This is a genomic window from Streptomyces sp. TAA040, assembly GCF_000424845.1.
Window position 1 is genome coordinate 210,168 of sequence record NZ_AUKR01000007.1, and the last position, 18,266, is coordinate 228,433.

Genomic DNA, 18,266 nt, shown 5'->3' on the forward strand with positions numbered 1-18,266 from the left:
GGTCCGGCGGGGACCGCGGAGCCCGTGCGCCGGGGGCCCGGGGGACCGCTGCGGGTCAGGCGGCCTCGTAGATGCGCTGGTGGTCGCGGAGCGCGGCCAGCCGGAAGGGCCCCCGGGTGCGGTGGGGCAGCTCGTGGTGGCCTCCGTCGGTGGGCAGGTCCTGCCGGCGCAGCGCGCGGTAGGTGTCGAAGTCGATGGTCTGCCGGGTGTCGACGGCCTCCCGGTGCGCGTCGGACCGCAGGAGCGACCGGTAGCCGGGGCGCACCCGGGCGGCGAGGAACTCGGCGACGCTGCCGGAGCCGTAGCTGAACAGGCCCAGCGTCCGCCCCTCCAGGTCCGGGCAGTTCTCCAGGGCGGCGGCGAGGGCGAGGTAGACGGAGGCCGTGTAGCTGTTGCCGACGGTCTCGTTGTAGCCGGTGGTGGGGGCCACGGCGTGGTGCAGCGAGTCCTCGTCGGCCGGTGCGCCGCAGGTCTCCCGCAGCGTCCGGTGCGCCTTGAACGCCAGCCGCGTGTAGGGCTGGTGGTAGCAGAACGCGCGGAACTCCTCCAACGGCAGGCCGCCGCGCGCACGGTAGTCCCGCCAGGTGCCCTCGACGGCGTCGAGGTAGGCCGTGACCGACTCCTTGCCGTTGACCAGCGCGGTGGCGCGGTAGTTGGGGCGCCAGAAGTCCATCACGTCCGTGGTGAACAGGCCCGTGGGGCCGGTGAGTTCGAGGAGCTGGGGGTCGGCGGAGACGAGCATGGCCGCGGCCGCCGCGCCCTGCGTGGCCTCGCCGGAGCTGTCGAGGTCGTAGCGGGAGATGTCACTGGCGATGACGAGCACCTGCTCGTCCGGGTCCCGGTGGACGAGTCCGGCTGCGAACTGGAGGGCGGCGGTGGCGCCGTAGCAGGCCTGCTTGACCTCGACGACGCGGACCTGCGGCGGCAGCCCCAGCAGCGAGTGGACGTACACGCCCGCGGCCTTGGACTGGTCGATCGAGCTCTCGGTCGCGAGGACGACGGTGCGGATGCGGTCGGTGCCGTGCCGCTGCACCAGGGGGAGCGCGGCGGCCGCCGACATGGTGACGATGTCCTCGTCCGCGGTGGGTACGCTCATCGCGCGCTGGCCCAGCCCTTTGTGGTACTTCGCCACGTCGGTGCCGTTGCAGCGGGCCAGTTCGGTGTGGTGCAGCACCAGGCTGGTGGTGCTGAAGGACAGGTCGTGGATGCCGATGGCGGTCTCAGCGGACATGGGCGTCTCCCGTGGCGCGTTCGAGGCGGGTGTGGGCCTTCATCAGCTCGCCGGGGTTCGTCTGTGCGGCGAGGAGCGACAGTTCGCCGCACAGGACGGTGGCGGCGGCCAGGGCGGCGAGCCTTCGCGCGTTGTCGCCGTCGGGCCGGTCCTCCCGGCAGCCGAGCCGGGTGAGGTGGGTGTCGACGAAGTCGATCCCCTTCCCGCTGCCGACCGTGCCGAGGACCAGGTTGGGCAGGGTGCAGGAGAAGTAGAGGGCGCCGTCGCGGTCCTGCGTGTACGTGACGCCCTGGGAGCCCTCCACGATGTTCGCCGCGTCCTGGCCGGTGGCCAGGTAGAAGGCGAGGAGCATGTTGGCGTAGTGGGCGTTGGCGGAGCGGATGCCGCCGGCCAGCAGGGTGCCGACGAGGTTCTTGTTGATGTTGAGCGCGGTGATCCGGTCGGCGGTGGTGTGCAGGTGGTCGGCCACGACGTGCCGGGGGACGAGGATCTCGGCGACGACGTTCTTCCCGCGGCCGAGGATGCCGTTGACGGCGGTCGCCTTCTTGTCCGTGCAGTAGTTCGCGGAGATCGAGCCGTAGCGGATGCCCGGGACGGTGGCCAGGAGGTGCGCCAGCAACGCGTCGGAGGCGAGGGTGGCCATGTTGTGGCCGGAGGCGTCACCGGTGGCGAACTCGAAGCGGATGAACAGCAGCGGGCCGGTGATCTCGTGGCGCACGTCCAGGAGGCGGGCGTAGCGGCTGCTGTTCCGGGTGATCTCCCGCAGCCGGGGGAGGTCCTCCGTCACCGCGCGGGCGGCGGAGTGGGCGGCCGCGGCGTCGTCGGCCTCGACCAGGACGGACCGGGTCATCCGCTCGTCGACCAGGGTGGTGCGGATGCCCCCCTCGACCAGGCGGGAGATCTTCGCGCCGCGGCCGACGGAGGGCCAGAGCGGGGTTTCGTAGGTGGCCAGGGGCACCTCCGTCTCGGTGGTGGTGACATTGCCGGAGATGCGTACGGGGCCCACCCAGCGCAGGGGGACGTTCGCCGCTGCGGTGTCGGTCGACGGTTCGGCCGTGAGGGTCATGCGGTTGCTCCGTTCTCCGCGGTCCGCTTCGGATCGCGGTCGTGGGCGAAGGCGCGCAGTGAGCCGGTGAACAGCACGTCGCAGTCGGCGAGTGCGTCCGGGCTGTGTGCGCCGAGCAGGGTCATGAGAGCGGTCAGGTGGTCCAGCCAGGTCGTGATGTGCCGGACGAGGGCGTCCACGCCGCTGTCGAGGAGCGTGGTGAGGAAGGGGCCGGAGGCGCCGACGGCGTGGGCGCCGAGGGCGAGCGCCCGCGCGATGTCGAGGGGGTTGCGCACGCCGCCGGAGGCGAGGAGCGGCAGGCCGCAGCCGCGGGCGTCCAGGAGCGCGGCCGGTGTGCTGAGCCCCCAGCCCTCCAGGTAGCCGTAGTCGGGACTGTCGCGGCGGTCGTTCTCGACGCGGGCGAAGTCGGTTCCGCCGCTGCCGGCGACGTCGGCGGCGCGGACTCCCAGCGAGGCCAGTTCACGCACGGTCCGTCCGCTCAGTCCGAAGCCGACCTCCTTGACCACGACGGGGACGTCGACGGCCGCCGCGATGCGCTCGATGCCGGAGGCCCAGTGCGCGAAGGACCGGTCGCCCTCGGGCATGACGGTCTCCTGCACGGGGTTGACGTGGACCTGGAGCGCGTCGGCGGCCAGCAGCCCGACGGCGCGCCGGGCCTGCTCCGGGGTGGCGTCGGCGTTCAGGTTGGCCAGTACGAATCCGTCGGGGTGCTCGCGGCGCACCGGGGTGAAGGTGGAAGCGGTGGCCGGGTCCTTGAGGTAGGGGCTCATGGAGCCGGTGGCCAGCGGCAGTCCGGTCTCGCGTGCGGCGACGGCCAGGTCGCGGTTGATCTCGCCGGTCCGCGGGCTGCCACCGGTCATGGCGTTGATGTACAGCGGCACCGGCCAGCGCATGCCGGCGAAGCGGGTCGCGAGGGAGACTCTCGCGCGGTCGGTGCCGGCGAGGGCGTGGTGCACGAAGCGCACCTCGTCGAACTGGCTCGGCCGGGACGCGGGGGGCGCCTTGGAGGGTGTGCCGGGTTGCGGCGGCTCCGCCGCGGGCGCGTACTGCGCGTGGGCGAGCCGGACGTGGTCGTCCTTCCGGTGTGCGGTCATCGGGTCCGTCCTTGCGGAGAGGGTGGGGTTTCGGGACTGCTCCGGGCCTCGGGCCCGGAGCGTCTGCCGGAGGCGGGAGCGGTGCCGTGGAGGCGGGTGCCGGGCGCCGGGCCGGGCCCCGGTCCGGGCCCCCGCTCGGGCGCCGCCACGGGTCCCGGTTCGGGTCCGGCGCCGTCGGCCACCCGCAGCGGGAGAGGGGTGATGCCGGCCGCCGTCCAGCGGCGGTGCAGCAGTCCGGCGGAGCAGTGGGCCGGGAGCAGGGCGATGCCGCAGTCGCCACCGCCCGCGCCGGAGGGCTTGGCGGCGGCACCACAGGACTCGGCGACTTCGCAGAGCTCGTGCAGGGAGGCGGTGACGATGCCGAGGGAGGTCTCCTCGTCGAGCCGGCTGAGCAGACCGCGCGCGGTGCGCACGGCGTCGAGCAGCGCCTCCGGCCCGTCCCGCCGCAACGCCCGTTCCACGGCGGTGACGCACTCCTCGCTCTCGTCGAGGAAGCGGACGCGGGAGGCGCTCTCCCGGCCCGGCCGGGCGGCGAGGTCGGCGACGAGGGCGCTCGTCGACGCCGGGGTGCCGCTCCAGCCCACGTGCAGGGCCGCCCCGTCCGGTGGCGGCAGCGACCGGACCGCCAGCCCCGGCCAGTGCGCCCGGAGGGTGTGCGCCACGCCGTTGCGGTGCAGGCCGTCCCGCAGCGCCCGCCGGTCGGGCGAGCGGTAGGACACCCACCCCCGCCGGGTCGCGGCCGCCAGATCGGCCCCCGAGGGGCCCGCGTCCACCCGGACGGTGGCCAGCAGCGCCAGCCGGAAGCGGTCCTCGGCGGACAGCCGCATGCCGTACAGGTCGAGCAGGGTCCGGACGCACGCGACGGTGACCGCCGCGCTGGACCCCAGCCCGGTCTTGACGCCGCCGTGGTGCAGCTCGCTGCGCACCGACAGCCGCACCGGCGCGAGCCCGAGGCCCTGCTCGGTCCGCAACCGCCCGACCGTCTCCACGACCGACACCACGTGTCCCAGCACGCCCCGCACCGGGGCGGGGTCCTGCCCCGGCAGCGCGTCGAGCCGCTCCCCGTCGCGGCCGAGCCGCACTTCGCGGTCCAGCAGGTCGGACGCGACGACGACGTCGGCGCCCCCGAAGTCCCCGTCGGTCGAGGCGCCGACGGTGACGTAGCGGTCGACGGCCGCGACCACGGCGGGCCGCCCCGGTTCGAGGACCGCGTACTCCCCGGCCACCATGACCTTCCCGGGCGCGCGCCGGACGGTCCGGGCCGTCACGGGGCCGTCACCTGCCGGAGCGCCGCACCGGGGCCGCTGCGCGCCACGACCACCCGCGCGCCGGTGGCCTCGCGCATCCGCCGGGCCACGCGTACGGCGTCGGCGGAGGCGCACAGCACCTTGACGTTGGGACCGGCGTCCATCGTCGCCCACGCGCCCACCCCGTCCGCGCGCAGTCCGCGGACGTGGCCGAGGACCGCCTCCGAGGCGGCGGTGCGGTAGCGGACGGCGGGTCGGGCGGTCTCCATGGTGGCGTGCATGCCGAGGGCGTTCCGCTCGGCGATCTCCCCGACTGCGGCCATGTCCCCGGCACGGAGCGCCGGGTACATCCGGGCGAGGTCGGCGCGGCTCTCCGCCACCCATTCCCGGTGGAGCGGCGAGGTGGCGACGGTACGGCGCATGGCGTCGCGGCTCGACACGGCTTTGGGCCCCGGCTCCAGGACGACGGCGACCAGCGCGGCGTCCAGGGCGGCGTCCGCGACCGGTTCCGCGTAGGACGCGGCGTCGGGGTCGGCGGCGCCGGGATCGCCGGCGTGCCAGACGGCGAAGCCCCCGAAGACGGACCGCGCGGCCGACCCCGACCCCCGGCGGGCCAGCCGCGACAGCCGCACCGCGTCGGGGGACAGGCCGTAGGCCCGGGTCGCGGCCAGCGCCAGGGCTGCGAACCCCCCGGCGGACGAGGCGAGCCCCGCGCCCACCGGCACGGTGTTGCGGGTGTCGACCACGGCCCGCTCCCGTCGCCCGGCCTGCTCGCGCACGAGCGCCAGGAAGCCGGTGGCGCGTCGCAGCACCTCGCCCCGGGCGGGGGTGCCGTCCATGACGACGCGATCCGCCACCGCGTCCGGGTCGAGTCCGACCGAAGTCGTCGTCGGGAACACGTCGAGGGTCATCGACAGGCTGTCGTTCAGAGGCAGCACCAGGCGCTCGTCGCGTTTGCCCCAGTACTTGATCAGGGCGATGTTGGGGTGCGCGACGGCTGTCGCCGTCTCACGGGTGGTGGTCATGTCCGGCTCCCTTCGCCACGGCGGCGGTCCAGGTGCGGGCGCCCGTGCGGGCGGTGAGTGCGGCGGCCACCGACCCGGCGTGCGCGGACGTCGCCGCCAGGGCCACGACGCAGCCGCCGAGCCCGCCGCCGCTCATCTTGGCTCCGAGCGCGCCCGCCTCCAGGGCGGTCCGGGCCAGGGCGTCCGTGCGGTCGGTGGTCAGGCCGAGACCGGCGAGCATCCGGTGGCCCTCGGTGAGGTGGCTGCCCAACATGGCGAGGCGGCCGGCGGCCAGGTCGTCGAGCGCGGCACGGGTGAGGGCGGTCGACCGGCCGAGGAACCGCGTGCGCTGCTGCGGCTCCCGTGCGAAGGCGTCCCGCAGCATGCCGACCGCTCTGCGGGTGCTGCCCTCGCTGCCGCTGTCGGCCACGACGACGTGGAACCCGGCCCCCACCCCGGGGGTGCGGGGACGCCCGTCCGCGAGGAGGACCGGCCGCTCGCCGCCGGTGGCCCGGGCGTCGATCCCGCTCGCCCGGCCGTGCGCCGCCTGCTCGGCCACCTGCACGAGGGAGAAGGCTGCCTCCTCGTCCAGGCCGCTCCCGAAGAGGGTGTCGAGCGCACGGACCAGCGCGCGGGCGTGCGCGGCGCTGGAGCCCAGTCCGCGGGAGGTCGGGATGCGGCTGTCGAGGCGCATCTCCACGGCGGGCGGCGCGCCGAGGCCCGCCCGTTCGGCGAAGGCACCCAGCAGGAGCCGGAACTCGTCGGGGACGTGTCCCCCGGGCCCGCTGCGCTGGCCGCTGCTGCCGGGAGCGGCGAGAAGCGGACCGGCGGCAGCGGGACCCGTTCCCGGCGAACGGCGCACCGTGGCACGGCAGGTCAGCGCCGTCAACGGCAGAGCCAGCGCGGGCGCCCCGTACACCACCGCGTGCTCGCCCAGCAGGATCGCCTTGCCGTGCGCCTCACCCGTCGCGATCCGCTGCTCCCCGGGCGTGGACGTGCAGTACGTGGACATGGTCCGGCTTCCTTTCCCTTCCGACGGACGCCGCCGCTCCGAACCGGCCGGGCGGCCGCACGACGGTCCGGCGCCGAGCCCGGCTCGGACGCCGCGGACGCCCGGGCGCTTCTCCGGTCCGGCACTCGATCCGGACAGTCCTCAGCCGTGGTCGGCGGCGACCGTGCCGGCGGTGACGACCCGGCTCACCCGCTCGGCGGCGCGCTCGCCCGTGACGAGGCTGGAGTTGGTCGCGCTGAAGGCCAGGTAGTCCCCGGCGAGCTGGATGCGCGAGCGGGGGTCGAGGCCGCGGTTGAAATCGCGCAGCCGGGCGTAGTCGCCGGGCTTGCGCAGGATGACCGCGTTCTTCCAGCGCTGCACGTAGGCCATGTCCTGGTGGGCCTCGATGTGCCGGGCCATCTCCGGCCAGGCCTGCCGGTGCACCTCGTGGGTCAGTTCCTCGACCTTCTCGTCGTCGTCGTCCCAGTGCCGCATCGCCCACGGGTAGCGGTAGTAGCTCGTCAGCAGGGCGTGGCCCTGCGGGGCGCGGCCGGGGGCGAAGTTGTGGTTGAAGGTGATGACCCCCAGGTCGGCGTGCTCGCGCATCGGGAAGAGCACACAGGTGGCCGGCTCGTCCGGGACGCGGTCGACACCGAAGTACACGTGGATGTCCGGTACGTACGGCACGTTCGCCAGGTAGTCCCGGGTCGCCGCTCCCAGACCCGGGCAGAGCCCGGCGGCGACGGGGCCGGGCAGGGCGACCACCGCGGCGGCGGCCTCCTCGGTGTGCCCGGGCTCGCCCTCCCGCCGCCAGTGCACCCGGACCCCGTCGGCGGTCTCCTCCACCCGGGTGACCTCGGCGCGGGTCTCCACGTCCAGGCGTGCGGCGAGGGCCGTGGTGAGCGTGTCCACGCGGTCCTGGAAGTTGAACCAGGGCGCGTTCACGGCCGGCATCGAGAACAGGAAGTTGACCACCGACAGGTCCGGGGGCGAGTTGAAGAACATCGCGCTCATCGGGTCCACGATCCAGTCGCGGAACGCGCTCCCCAGCCGGCGCTCCGCGTAGGCGGCGGCGGTCTCGGTGTCGAGCGCGGCCGCCTCGCCCATGTCGCTGTCCCAGCGCAGGCGGTTCGCGTACCGGCGGAGGTCCGCCTGCAGGCGGACCATCCCCGGGACGGAGGACCAGGGCAGCAGACCGGACCGTTTGAGGTCGGTGGGCCGGTCCGCCCGCAGGCGGTGGACGCGGCCCTCGCGGCGGATGCCGACGAGGTTGTTGGTGCGCAGCGTGGTGTCCTCGATGCCGAGGTCGCGGACGAGCGCGCGCATCTGCGTGTAGTTCTCGATCAGCAGGATCGCGGCGAGGTCCATGTGGTAACCCCGGCTGTCCCGGGTGCGCATCCGGCCGCCGGCCCGGTCCTCGGCCTCCAGGACGCGGACCGGGTGCCCGGCCTGACGGAGTCGGAAGGCCGCGGTCATACCGGCGATGCCGGCCCCGACGACGATGATCGGTTCCTTGGTGTCCGTGGCGTTCACTGCGTTCCCTTCGTCCGGACGGAGACGGATGCGTGCGGGCGGGCCGGCGGAGCCGACTCCAGCCGCTCCCGGAGCTCGCGGGACACCCGTGCGGCTGAGCAGATGCTGTGGTGCGTGCTGGACTGGGTGAAGAAGTCGCCGCCGGCGAGGCGGACCCGGGAGGCGGCCGGCCAGGCCGAGCTGAGCCGGGCGAGTTCGCGGTAGTCGCCCGGCCGGCGGAAGACCACGCACTGGCCGGGGCGCATGACGTGCGTCATGACGGTGTGCTCCTCGGTCTCGGGCGCCAGGCCCACGCTCCGCAGGGCGGAACGCGCGTGGCCGACGAGCCGCTCCTCGGGCAGGTCGCGGTGGCGGTCCGACCAGGAGCCGCGGAAGTGCGCCATGACCAGCCCCCGGCCTTCGGGCACCCGCCCGGGAGCGGTGTTGTGCGGAAGGATCACGCCCACGAGGGCGGGGTGTTCCGCACGCGGGACGTTGACCATCACGGACCGCTCGGCGGTGGGCCGGTCCAGGCCGAAGGCCACGTGGACGCTGCCGGTGTACTCGGTGCGCCGGAAGAACTCGGCGAACGGCGGCCGCATCTGACCGTAGAGGTCGGGGGCCCGGGACGCGGGCACGGCCAGCACGCAGCCGTCGGCCCGCTCGGTGTGCTCACCGGTGCCGTCCTGCCCCTCCCAGGTGACGGCGACGCCGGTCGCGTTCTCCTCGACCTGCCGCACGGTGGCGTGATGGGTGACGGCCAGCCGGGCCGCGAGGAGCCGCGGCAGGAGCCCGACACCCTCGCGGAAGGTGAACAGCCCGCCGCCGCCCAGCAGGGAGTTGAGCAGCATGAACGGAGCGATCGAGGAGGTGCGTTCGACGTCCTGGAGCGAGGCGAGCATGCACAGCGGGTCCAGCAGGTGGTTGACGGTCCCCGGCCGCAGCCCGCGGCGGACCGCGTACCCGGCCACCGACTCACCGTCGTGGCGGGCCGCCGCCGACATGTCGTACCAGTCCAGCGAGCGCCGGATGCGCAGGTGGTCCAGCATCAGCTTGGGCAGGTCGGAGGGGAACGGGGCGAACCGCAGCAGTCCGGCCCCCATGCGCGGCAGCGAACCGACCCGGATGCGGTGCACCCGCCTGTCGCGCATCAGCCCGATGGTGTCCGAGGACGGCAGGAGCCGGTCGCCCGCCCCGGCCAGATCGGCCAGCCGCAGCATCGCGTGGTAGCGCCGGGACAGCAAGGAGGCACCGGTGTCGACGAAGAAGCCGCCGCGCTGCACGGAGCCCATCCGGCCGCCGACGTACTCCGGGCCCGCGCTTTCGAGCACGGTGACCCGGCAGCCCTGCCGCTGCAGCAGGAAGGCGCTGGTGAGGCCGGCGATGCCCGCGCCGACCACGACGACGTGGGGACCTCCGTCGGGACCGGGCCCCCCGGTGGACGCCGCGGGGGTGCTGCTCGGGGCCGGGCCGCCGCCGGTCACGCCGGGACCTCCGAACGGGACTCGTCCCGGTCGTAGCGCCCGTGGCGCAGATACCACTCGACGTGGTTCTGGAAGCTGAGCAGCCCGCCGGCCCAGGTGTCCAGAGCCGCCCTCTCGGCTGGAGTGTAGGGCCCGCCGGTGCCGGAGGGCCCGCCGGCCCGCTCCAGCGCCTGCTCCAGTGCCCGCACCCGCTGCTCGATGCGGGCCAGTGTCTCGGCGGCCGCGTCCTGGAGCGACTTGTCCTCCAGCCGGTGCAGCAGGACCACGAAGTTGTAGGCGTCCGGGCGCTCCAGCTCCTTCGAGACCGAACACAGGTCGTTGATCCAGGAGGCGATGTCCGCGGCGCAGCCGATCATCTCGGTGTACTCCGGGGTGCCGTAGAAGCGGGCCGGGAGCCGTACGCACTCGGCCTGCTCCACGAAGTCCAGCAGCGGCAGCACCGGTCCGGTGTCCCGGCGCAGGGCGATGTAGGAGTCGACGCCGGGCAGGACGCCGCGTGCGCGGTAGTCGGACTCCACGACGAGGGAGGTGAAGTAGTCGTCGAGGTGCGCGAGGAGTTCGGCGAACTGGACGGGCGCCATGTGCTGGTCGGTCCGCTCCAGCAGGTCCGCGAGCGCCTGCTGGAGGGGGCCCTCCGTGTCCGGGAGCGGCTCGCGCCGCCTGGCGGCGTCCACCAGGCGCCTGAAGGGCGCCGCCGCACGGTCCGCGGCGTCGGCGTCGGCGCCCGCGTCGCCGTCCTCGAAGTGGTCGTCGAGGGTGAAGTACCACATCGTCCACTGGGTGATGAGCACGCGGACCCCGGTGTCCGCCCGGGGATAGCCGTGACTGACCAGTTCACCCGCGCACAGGCACCGCAGCGGGTGCCGGGGGTCCTCCGAGTCGATCAGGCCCAGGCGCCTCGCCCATCGGGCACCGCCGCTCTCGACGGCTGCGATGTCGCCGGGGTCGCGGGAGGGGGCGGCAGGAAAGGGCCAGTGGGGCAGGACAGTGTCGAGGACGGGATCGGAGACCGGGCTGTGCACGATACTTCTCCTTTCCCCGGCCGTGGGCCGGGCGGCGCCGCCGGTGGGCGGGCGCGTGAGGGGTGTGCGGGCGGGGGAGGGCCGGAGCGGCGTTTCAGTGGTCGCGAAGGACCAGCCACGAGGCCAGGTCGCGCAGCGGCAGGGTGTCGGCCTCGGGGAGTCGCACGCCGTCGAGGCGGTCCAGCGCCTCGGAGAGGTGCCGGCGTGCGAGTTCACCGGTTCGCTGCCGCCCCCCGGCGCGCTCGGTCAGGTGGGCGGCGCGGCGGAGGGTCTCCGTGTCGTCCAGGGAGGGGTCGCGGGCATAGAGCTCGGCGAGTTCGCCGGCCGCGGAGGTGCCCGACTCCCACGCGATCACCACCGGCAGGCTCTTCTTGCGGGCGTGGAGATCGGCACCCGCCGGCTTGCCGGTCGTCCGCGGGTCCCCCCAGATGCCGAGCAGGTCGTCCACGTGTTGAAAGGCCAGTCCGAGGGAGCAGCCGAAGGCCGCCAGCTCTGCCGCTCGCGCCTCGTCCGCCCCGCCGGCCAGCGCACCCAGGCGGCAGGCGGCACCCAGCAGGGCGCCGGTCTTCCGTGCGGCCATGGCGGTGCACTCGGTGAGGGAGACCGTCGCGCGCTCCTCGAAGCCGATGTCCTCGAACTGGCCGCCGAGGAACTGCTGCACGGCCTCGTTCAGGGCCGCGGTCGCCGGCGCGCTCGCGCCGTCCCGCCGGACCAGGGACACCGCCAGGGCGAGCATGGCGTCACCGGCCAGCAGCGCACCCGCGGTGCCGAAGGCACGCCAGGCGGCGGGCCGGTGCCGCCGGACCTCGTCGCGGTCGATGATGTCGTCGTGCAGCAGCGAGGAGTCGTGCGCGAGCTGGACGGCGGCGGCGCTCTGCGCGCCGGTGCCCGGCGGGGCACCGAGGGCCCGGGCGGAGAGCAGGACGAGGGCGGGCCGCACGGCCTTGCCCCAGCCCGTCGTGACGGGTCGGCCGTGCACGTCCCACCAGCCCAGGTGGTAGCCCGCGATGGTCCGGGCCCGCGGGTGCAGCGGAGCGACCGCCCGCCGCAGCACCGGATCGGTGACCGCGCGGGCGTGGTGGAGCCACGCGTCGGGACCGGTGTCCGGGCCGGGAGAGGCCACCTCGGGGGCGGCGGTGTCCGTGCTCGCCCCTGCCGTGGGGCCCGTGGCCCCGACCGCGTTCACAGAGCCGCTCCCTTCGTGACTGAGGCGGCTGCGGCGGCCCCGGGCGGGGTGACCGCGGCAGTGCGGGACGCGGCGGGGGAGGACCGCCGGTGATGGCGGTCCAGCACGTGGCGGAACAGTGCTGACACGGAGGCGACGGCAGCGGGCTCCCCGCCCGCCCGTTCCAGCGTGCGCAGAGCCTCGTCGAGGTGGTGGCGGGCGGTGCGCTCGGCGGCGCTGCGCCCGCCCGCCTCCTCCACGAGGCCCGCCAGTTCGGCCAGTTCCGAGTCCGCCGGTTCCCCGCCGCCCAACCGCTCGGCCAACCGGTATCCCGCGTCGGTGCCGGACCGCAGCGCGGCGATGACGGGGTAGGTCCTCTTGCCGACACGCAGGTCGCCGCACGGCGCCTTGCCACTGGCAGCGGGGTCCCCCCACAGGCTCTCGGCATCGTCGGCGACCTGCCACGCCATACCGAGGTCCTGAGCGGCAGAGCGGAGCATGCGGACCGCCGGAGCCGGGGCATGGGCGAGCACCGCTCCCGTTTCGAGGCAGCCGCGGAGCAGCCCGCTGGTCTTGGCGCACGCGGCCTCGTAGTCGCCGGTGCCCACCTCGTCCACCGGGCAGCCGTCCAGTTCCAGATCGGCCGCCTGCCCCTGGATCATGGCGTCCACCGCGGACGAGAGCGCGGCGACCGCCGGAGGACCGGAGGTCCCGCGGACCTCGTTGAGGACGCGCAGCGCCCCGCTCAGCAGTGCGTCGCCGGCCAGCACGGCGGGCCCTCGGCCGAACACCACCCAGGCGGTGGGGCGGCCTCGCCGCAGTTCGTCCGCGTCCATCAGGTCGTCGTGCAGCAGAGAGAAATTGTGCACCAGTTCGACGGCGACCGCGCCCGGCACCGCGGCCGAGGTACTGGCCCCGAACGCCCGCGCGGTCAGCATGGTCAGGGCGGCGCGCAGCATCTTGCCGGCGTGCGCCCCGGTCGGAGTGCCGTCCGCACGGCACCAGCCCAGGTGGTAGGCACTGACCCGGGCCAGCCGCGGATGCATGCCCTCCACGGCTCTGCCCAGGGAGGGGAGCGTGGCCGCACGGCACTCGGCCAGCACTCCCTCGACGCCGGTGGCGGTCGGGGCGCTGCGGACCTCTGTCTGTTCCATGGATCTCGTCTCCCACTCCCACTGGTCCGGTCATGTCGGGTGCGGCGCGTGTCCGCGGGGCCGTCGTGGACCGCCGCGACGGCCCGCGGCAGGGAGCCGTACCGCTCGCCCGGGACGCGAGGAATTCACCCGTGATTTACGGCGCCGAATTCACCGGCCTGCCGACATCCAGAAGTCAAGCAGCGGCGCTCTCGCGGTGCCAGATCCTTCCGCGTACCTCGGTGTCCCACGGGTCGCATTCTTGTGAGCTTGTGCCCGAGGGATTGTTTTCGCCACTCGGATCAGGGGCGGCAAAAAGGCGGCTGGAAAGCATCGCTTAGTGCACGCGAACGCGGTTACACGATGACTGCCTTGTGGTCGACGGACGGTCTCGGCATACCGTCGCCGTGTTGCGTCGGCCAACGGTGCACAGCCGTCAGCGGGGGTTCTCTTTCTGCCACTGGAACGAGCTCGGAGGAGCCGTCATGTCACGCAGTCACCCGAACCACCAGTTGAAACGGCTCATGGGGGAGGCGGCGCTCTCGGGCGAGGCCCTTGCCCGGTCCGTCAACCTCGGCGCCGCCGAGAACCAGCGCAGGCTCCGGTACAACCGCAAGTCGGTCGCCGGCTGGCTGGCAGGCTCGCGGCCCCCCGCCCCGGTCCCCGAGCTGGTGGCCGAGGTCCTGACCCGGCGGCTCGGCCGGCACGTCAGTGTCCAGGAGACCGCGCTGGGTCGCGTCCCCCACGAGCCGGCGGACGCCCTGGGCGCGACCGGAGGCCGCGGGCCGGAAGCACTGGCGATGCTCACCGCGGCGGATCTCGGACCCGGCTCCCGGGCGGCCTTCCGCGCGCTCCCCCTCAAGCGGGCCAGCGCCCCTCCTGAGTGGGGCGAGATCGAGCCCCGTCCCGCGCGGGGCCCCTGGCGGATCGGGCCGGGTGACGCCGCGGCCCTGACGCACACCCTCACGCACTACGCGGACTCCATCGACGTCCACGGCGGCGCCCACGGCCGTACCGCCCTGCCCGCCTACCTCGCCACGGACGGTGCCGCGTTCCTCGCCGACCGGTCCGATCGGCGGACCCACGCGCTGATCCTCGGCAAGCTGTCCCGGCTGACCCACCTGCTCGCGCGCATGTGCGTGGACTGCCGGCAGAGCGGCGCGGCCCAGCAGTACTTCCACGTGGCCGCGCAGCTGGCGGTGGAGGCCGGGGACCGTACCCAGTACGCCGTCACACTGCGGGCCATGAGCGCTCAGCTCAACCAGCTCGGCCACCACGACCCGGCTCTCGCCCAGGCGGCCTGGTCGGCTGCCCCCGAGGACGCTCCGGCGCCGATCCGGGCGTACCTCATGAGCCACCTGGCCGTGGTGCACGCGGCGGCGGGGGAGCGGCGACGCTCCCTCTCGGCGCTCTCCGACGCGAGGGCACTGCACGGCGGAGGCGAGGAGGAGTCCCCCGTACCGTTCAGCGGCTATCCCCTGGCGGCGCTGCACTACCAGCGGGGCCAGGTGCTCCAGAGCCTCGGCGACTACGGCAGGGCCGGGGAGGCGCTGGGGGCGTCGCTGCGGCACCGGCCGCCGCGCTCGCACCGCGCCCGTGCACTGACACTGGCCAAACTCGGGGAGGTCCACCTGCTGGAGGGCCGGCTGGACCGGGCCTGCACCGTCACCGACCGGCTGCTCGACGACTACGGCCGCATCCGCTGCCCGCGCACCGCCGACCGGCTCGACGACCTGCGCACCAGGTTGCTGCCCCACGCCCGGCGGCCGTCCGTGCGCTCGGCCCTCGGCCGCCTGGACGGTTACGCCGCCTACCAGGGCCCCCCGGAACGCCTCGCGGGCTGAACGAGGCGCCGAGCGCTGCTGCACAAGGGCACAAGCGCGGGTCACGGAAGACGGGGAGGGGGACGGCGGCCCTGCCGGGGGCGCAGCAGCGGGGCTGCAATGGAGGGAGAGGCCGCGTGCCGCCCCGGAGCCGGGAGCGCGGCGCGCCGCCCGCACCGAGCCGTGGAAAGGGATGCAGCAGGATGGAGACGAACCCGACCGAGGTGCCCGCCGCCAGCGGACTCCCCCTCCTGGGGTCGATGAGAGACCTTCGGCGCGACCCGCTGGGGACGTACGAACGGGCCCGCGAGGAACACGGCGACGTGGTGCGCATCGTGTCCGGGCCGCCGGGGCTGCGGACGACGATCCACTTCGTCTTCTCGGCCGCCGGCGCCCAGCAGGTGCTGGCCGGTCAGTCGGCGGACTTCCGGAAGGACGACGCCTTCTCCCAGGAGATGCGGGAGAGCTTCGGCAACGGTCTGCTGAGCAGCCTCGACGACGAGCACCTGCGGCAGCGCCGCCTCCTCTCCCCGCTGTTCACCAAGAAGCGGGTGGCGGGCTACGCGACGGCCGTGTGCGAGGAGGTCGACGCCCTGTGCGGCGAGTGGGAGGCCGACCGCGGCGGACACCCCGACCTCAACGAGGACATGAGCCGGCTCACCGTGCGGATGATCACCCGCATCCTCTTCGGCTCGGACGCGGAGCAGGCGGCCGAGGTGGTCCGCCGCTGCATGCCCGCGCTGAGCACGTACACCCTCAGGCGGGGGCTCATGCCGGTGAACCTCCCCCGGTCCTTCCCCGCCCCCGCCAACCGCCGGGCGCGGGCCGCGCAGCGGGAACTGCACGCGCTGTGCGACCGGCTGATCGAGCAGCGGCGGCGCAGCGGGGACCCGGGGGGTGGGGCGGGCACCGATCTGCTGACCCTGCTGATCAACGCGCGCAGCGACGAGGACGCCCCGCTGACCGACGAGGAGTTGCGCGACCAGGTGCTCGTCTTCCTGCTCGCCGGCTCGGATACGACGGCCACGTCGCTCACGTTCACCATGCACCTGCTGGCCCGCCACCGCGAAGTGCAGGGCTCCGTCCGCGAGGAGGTGCGCTCCGTCCTCGGCGGGCGCCGCCCCACCCCGGCCGACCTGGACGCGCTGCCCGCCGTGGAACGGGTGCTCAAGGAGGCCATGCGGCTCTACCCCGCGGCGCCCGTCCTCATCCGGCGGGCGGCCCGGCCCACGGTCGTCGAGGGGCACGCCATACCGGCCGGGGCGTATGTGTACGTCTCGCCCTGGGTGACGCACCGGCACCCGGCCTACTGGCCGGAACCCGAGCGGTTCGACCCCGAGCGCTTCCGCCCGGAGGAGGAGCGCGGCAGGCCGCGCTACGCGTGGTTCCCGCTCGGCGGCGGTCCGCGCTCCTGCATCGGCAACCACTTCGCGATGCTCCAGATGAGACTCGCGGTGGCCTCGCTCCTCCAGCGCCATCGCTTCACCGGGACGCCGGAGGAGGTACCGCTGGAGGTGGGCGTCACCATCCGTGCGGCCCGCGCGGTGGAATGCCGCCTCGCGCCGGCCGGGAGGCCCGCCGCCGTGCCCGAGCCCCCCTCCTGAGACCCGTCGCCCGGCAGGCCCGCCGGCCGACGCGCCCCGAGCGGCGGCACCTCCGACCGGAAGCCGCTGCTCGGACTCCCGGGGACCGGTGCCGGCCGCCGGGGCACCGGTTCCGGCACGGGCACCCGGGCACCGGTTCGGCTCGATGTCGCCGTGGGCGGTGCAGCGGGCGTCCGAAGCGGGCACGAACCGGTCCGCCCCGCCCCCTGTCCGGGCGACGCCCCGGGCACCGGGCGGTTTCGGGGCGGACCGGCTCCGCGACGGAGCCGCGCTGTCCTGCACCTATGGCGCGGACGGAACGCGAAGGGATGCCCGGGCGCAAACACAGCGAGGTGCCCTTTTCCGGCCGGGTTTCCCTCTCCTTCGGTCTCACTTGTTTCACCGGGTGATGTTGTCCTAGCCTCTCCACTACCGTTTCGACTTCGCCCTTCTCGTGCGAATTCGCGGGGCGGGGCGGTCGGAAGTCGAAACCTTGTCATGCGCGGTGCAAACCCCCACATTCAAGCACGCGGCAGGAGAGAGAAATGGACACGCTGGGCAACGTCATGCCTTCTGCGCGGTATCAGCGCACTCGGTACAAGAAATTGCCGACCGGTATCACGGCACGTGCCGAGGGAGACGCCGCTTTCCCGCGATCGACCCCGGCGGGGCGCGGGCCGAACGGGCCGCGCGCGACCGACGACCCCTTCACGTGGCTGCCGTGGCGCCCTCGGGAGGACGAGAAGGAGGGGGAGGAGCCGGAGCGCTCGACCCCTCAGGAAGCGTGCGACCGGACCAGCCGAGCGGCCTGAAGCGGCCGGGTCCGGGCCGGTGCGCCGGCCCGGACCTGCCGGACTCGGTACTGCTGGTCGAATCGGGGGCGGTCAACCGCCCGGCGGCGAGGTCTCCCGGGTGCCGACGATCAGGTTCAGGATGCCCGGAGTCCGTGTGACCGCGGCAAGTCCACCTCGGAGGTGTCCAGGCCCTGGTACAGCGGGCTGCTCGGGCCGGAGTTGCGCTCGTCGTTCACGAGGGCTCCCCGTGTACGCGCCCCGGCCACCGGCCTCTCCGGCCACGTGCCGTGCTCACCGCGAGCGGGCCAGCCTGAACCCGAGGTCGTCGATGGCGAGGGTCGGGTGGCTCTTGCGGCGGCACGATGCCCGGCACCCCCGGGGCCTGTCGAAGAAGCCACCGCCGCGGAAGACGCGGTACGGGCCGTAGACCCGCGGGTCGTAGACGTCCCAGCACCACTCCCAGACGTTGCCGGTCATGTCGTGGAAGCCCCAGGCGTTCGGCGCCCGCGTGGCGACGTCGTGCGGCCGGCCCTCGGAGTTGCCGCGATGCCACGCGATCTCGTCCAGCTCGCCGTACCGGACGTCGGAACAGCCGGCCCGGCACGCGTACTCCCACTCGGCCTCGGTCGGCAGGCGGTAGCCGTCCGCCGTCCAGTCGCACGCCACGTCCTCCGCGTCCGGGCTGTCACCCCTCGTGTAGCAGGGTTCGAGCCCGGTTGCGCGGGAGAGGGCGTTGCAGAACCGGACGGCGTCCTTCCACGAGACCTCGGTCATCGGCGTCCGCGGCCCGGCCGAGCTCTCCGGCACCTCGGCCAGCACGGTGGCGTACCACGCGCGGGTGACCGGGCTCGGCGCCAGCCGGAAGGCGGCGACCTCGACCTCCCAGTCCGTCGTCGTGCCCTCGTCCCGCAGCACGATCGCTCCCGCGGGCAGACCGATCATGGGATCAGCGGCCAGTCGGCGCAGAGTCGGTTCCTGGCTCATCGTGCGGCTCTGCTCCTCTGCGTTCACTTCGCGTCCGTCCCGTCTGCGTACGCCGAGAGCCCGGCGGACCTCAGCGCGGGATCGGTACCCCGCGGCCGACCGACGGGCTCTTCCCGTCCCGGTCGCCCCCCGG

Annotated in this window: 14 protein-coding genes; 2 read left to right on the forward strand and 12 right to left on the reverse strand. The window is 74.4% G+C overall.

All coding sequences use genetic code 11. The annotated features are described in order from the left end of the window. Positions 1-55: 55 nt before the first annotated feature. The 11 genes from H300_RS0107920 to H300_RS25660 form a co-directional block, all read right to left on the reverse strand. On the reverse strand, positions 56-1,231 hold the full coding sequence (locus H300_RS0107920; protein ID WP_028427001.1) for a hydroxymethylglutaryl-CoA synthase: 1,176 nt from the start codon (positions 1,229-1,231) through the stop codon (positions 56-58). Beyond that, positions 1,221-2,297 (reverse strand): hydroxymethylglutaryl-CoA reductase, encoded by a 1,077-nt coding sequence (locus tag H300_RS0107925; protein ID WP_158678336.1) that lies wholly within the window; start codon positions 2,295-2,297, stop codon positions 1,221-1,223. Before H300_RS0107925 ends, H300_RS0107920 begins: the two co-directional genes overlap by 11 nt. Further along, positions 2,294-3,391 carry a type 2 isopentenyl-diphosphate Delta-isomerase gene (fni, locus tag H300_RS25645; protein WP_037979440.1) on the reverse strand — a complete coding sequence of 366 codons (1,098 nt, stop codon included), beginning with the start codon at positions 3,389-3,391 and terminating at the stop codon, positions 2,294-2,296. Before fni ends, H300_RS0107925 begins: the two co-directional genes overlap by 4 nt. Beyond that, complete coding sequence (locus H300_RS25650; RefSeq protein ID WP_486583634.1) at positions 3,388-4,659, reverse strand: phosphomevalonate kinase; 1,272 nt, start codon at positions 4,657-4,659, stop codon at positions 3,388-3,390. Before H300_RS25650 ends, fni begins: the two co-directional genes overlap by 4 nt. After that, entirely contained in the window at positions 4,656-5,663 is a 1,008-nt protein-coding gene (mvaD, locus tag H300_RS0107940; protein WP_028427003.1) for a diphosphomevalonate decarboxylase, read from the reverse strand. The genes H300_RS25650 and mvaD overlap by 4 nt, the downstream gene beginning before the upstream one ends. Then, on the reverse strand, positions 5,647-6,654 hold the full coding sequence (gene mvk / locus H300_RS25655; RefSeq protein WP_051269737.1) for a mevalonate kinase: 1,008 nt from the start codon (positions 6,652-6,654) through the stop codon (positions 5,647-5,649). The genes mvaD and mvk overlap by 17 nt, the downstream gene beginning before the upstream one ends. 141 nt (positions 6,655-6,795) lie before the next feature. Next, entirely contained in the window at positions 6,796-8,166 is a 1,371-nt protein-coding gene (locus H300_RS0107950) for an NAD(P)/FAD-dependent oxidoreductase (RefSeq protein WP_028427004.1), read from the reverse strand. Next, the gene (locus H300_RS0107955; RefSeq protein ID WP_028427005.1) at positions 8,163-9,629 is read right to left on the reverse strand and encodes an FAD-dependent oxidoreductase; all 1,467 of its coding nucleotides are present in this window, start codon (positions 9,627-9,629) and stop codon (positions 8,163-8,165) included. Before H300_RS0107955 ends, H300_RS0107950 begins: the two co-directional genes overlap by 4 nt. After that, positions 9,626-10,651 carry a terpene synthase family protein gene (locus tag H300_RS31430; protein ID WP_028427006.1) on the reverse strand — a complete coding sequence of 342 codons (1,026 nt, stop codon included), beginning with the start codon at positions 10,649-10,651 and terminating at the stop codon, positions 9,626-9,628. The genes H300_RS0107955 and H300_RS31430 overlap by 4 nt, the downstream gene beginning before the upstream one ends. 94 nt (positions 10,652-10,745) lie before the next feature. Further along, positions 10,746-11,837, reverse strand: coding sequence for a polyprenyl synthetase family protein (locus H300_RS0107965; RefSeq protein WP_106966755.1), 1,092 nt, complete (start codon positions 11,835-11,837; stop codon positions 10,746-10,748). Then, positions 11,834-12,970: a polyprenyl synthetase family protein gene (locus H300_RS25660; protein ID WP_051269740.1), complete on the reverse strand. Its 1,137-nt coding sequence runs from the start codon at positions 12,968-12,970 to the stop codon at positions 11,834-11,836. Before H300_RS25660 ends, H300_RS0107965 begins: the two co-directional genes overlap by 4 nt. Before the next feature lie 464 nt (positions 12,971-13,434). Between H300_RS25660 and H300_RS0107975 the strand changes: the two genes are divergently transcribed. Continuing rightward, complete coding sequence (locus H300_RS0107975; protein WP_028427008.1) at positions 13,435-14,793, forward strand: NsdA family TPR-like regulatory protein; 1,359 nt, start codon at positions 13,435-13,437, stop codon at positions 14,791-14,793. A gap of 182 nt (positions 14,794-14,975) precedes the next feature. Beyond that, positions 14,976-16,376: a cytochrome P450 gene (locus H300_RS25665; protein WP_037979442.1), complete on the forward strand. Its 1,401-nt coding sequence runs from the start codon at positions 14,976-14,978 to the stop codon at positions 16,374-16,376. A 1,064-nt stretch (positions 16,377-17,440) separates the two neighbouring features. On the opposite strand, the gene H300_RS0107995 is transcribed toward H300_RS25665, so the two are convergent. Further along, positions 17,441-18,133, reverse strand: coding sequence for an SUMF1/EgtB/PvdO family nonheme iron enzyme (locus H300_RS0107995; RefSeq protein ID WP_037979446.1), 693 nt, complete (start codon positions 18,131-18,133; stop codon positions 17,441-17,443). Positions 18,134-18,266 lie beyond the last annotated feature (133 nt).

What these genes read in the sequence shown, in the direction of transcription:
- H300_RS0107995 (WP_037979446.1), bottom strand. Translation starts at nt 18,133, where the DNA reads ATGAGCCAGGAACCGACTCTGCGCCGACTGGCCGCTGATCCCATGATC.
- H300_RS0107925 (WP_158678336.1), bottom strand. Translation starts at nt 2,297, where the DNA reads ATGACCCTCACGGCCGAACCGTCGACCGACACCGCAGCGGCGAACGTC.
- H300_RS25660 (WP_051269740.1), bottom strand. Translation starts at nt 12,970, where the DNA reads ATGGAACAGACAGAGGTCCGCAGCGCCCCGACCGCCACCGGCGTCGAG.
- fni (WP_037979440.1), bottom strand. Translation starts at nt 3,391, where the DNA reads ATGACCGCACACCGGAAGGACGACCACGTCCGGCTCGCCCACGCGCAG.
- H300_RS25665 (WP_037979442.1), top strand. Translation starts at nt 14,976, where the DNA reads ATGGAGACGAACCCGACCGAGGTGCCCGCCGCCAGCGGACTCCCCCTC.
- mvk (WP_051269737.1), bottom strand. Translation starts at nt 6,654, where the DNA reads ATGTCCACGTACTGCACGTCCACGCCCGGGGAGCAGCGGATCGCGACG.
- H300_RS0107975 (WP_028427008.1), top strand. Translation starts at nt 13,435, where the DNA reads ATGTCACGCAGTCACCCGAACCACCAGTTGAAACGGCTCATGGGGGAG.
- mvaD (WP_028427003.1), bottom strand. Translation starts at nt 5,663, where the DNA reads ATGACCACCACCCGTGAGACGGCGACAGCCGTCGCGCACCCCAACATC.
- H300_RS0107920 (WP_028427001.1), bottom strand. Translation starts at nt 1,231, where the DNA reads ATGTCCGCTGAGACCGCCATCGGCATCCACGACCTGTCCTTCAGCACC.